Annotated in this window: 2 protein-coding genes; both read left to right on the top strand. The window is 32.0% G+C overall.

Annotation, left to right across the window (positions count from 1 at the left end; translation table 11 throughout):
• Positions 1-490 (top strand): IS21-like element helper ATPase IstB (gene istB, locus H8718_RS20270; protein WP_249334867.1); only part of this gene is annotated, 490 nt, incomplete at its 5' end.
• A gap of 5 nt (positions 491-495) precedes the next feature.
• Positions 496-924: a hypothetical protein gene (locus tag H8718_RS20265; RefSeq protein ID WP_249334866.1), complete on the top strand. Its 429-nt coding sequence runs from the start codon at positions 496-498 to the stop codon at positions 922-924.
• Positions 925-1029 lie beyond the last annotated feature (105 nt).

The following is a 1029-nucleotide window of genomic DNA, read 5'->3' as shown; positions in this document are numbered from 1 at the left end:
TACTCAAAAATTGAAAAGCCTAGAAACACTAGATTTTATGTATCATACGCAGAATGTTATTCTTATCGGACCACCAGGTGTAGGGAAAAGTCATATTGCTACTGCATTAGGCATCAATGCTTGCAAAGAAGGATTTAAAGTGCTTTTTATTAATGCAGCTGAATTAATGGATAAACTTATTAAAGCATTAGATGAGGGAAATATAGAGAGGGAATTTAAGAAGCTCTATAAAATAGATTTGCTCATTATAGATGAGCTAGGTTATATAAATATGGACAAAGAAAAAGAGAGCTTATTCTTTCAACTTATCCGGCAAAGATACGAAAAGAAGTCTCTCGTTATAACAACTAATCTTCCATTTAAAAGATGGAATGAAGTATTTACAAGCCAAGTAGCCGCTACGGCTATACTAGATAGACTCTTACATCATTCGCACGTTATTAGTATAACAGGTGATAGTTATAGAGTAAAGGACAAAAATAAAGGGTGATACAAATGGGTAAATATAAGATGAAGGAACAAGAAATAGATGAAGTTATAACTATCATTAATACAAAAGGTCATGAACACGCTGCTCAAATAGTTACTCAAAAGTATGGAATGAATTATCAAGCTTTCAAAAATAGAGTCTATAGAGAAGGAAAATATACTTATAATAGAACATTAAAGAAATATGAGTTAGTAGAAAATCAGGGAGGTGAATTTCTAAGTCTAGAAGAATTAACTTTGCAAAGGAAGGTATCCCTATCAGGTACCTCCCTAAGCACTAAATCATTAAACGGACTAGAGGCCTTACTGCAAGATCTTATTAAGGAAAGATTGCTAGAATATAATACTTTTATCCAGTTTGATAGACATACTAAACAAGTAAGTATTAACCTTTCTTATCTCAAAGAGCAAGGATATGATGTAAAAACATTGTAAGGAAGTGGGTCAATTCTAGGTGTAAATCTAGGGTGGGTCAACTTTAAGTATAAATATCTAGATTTACTAGTTACAAGACCTGGGTCTAATTTAAACGTAAATTTT

Origin of the sequence: Zhenhengia yiwuensis (assembly GCF_014384995.1) — a bacterium.
Lineage (GTDB): Bacteria > Bacillota > Clostridia > Lachnospirales > Cellulosilyticaceae > Zhenhengia > Zhenhengia yiwuensis.
This window is presented reverse-complemented; position numbering and strand designations above follow the sequence as displayed.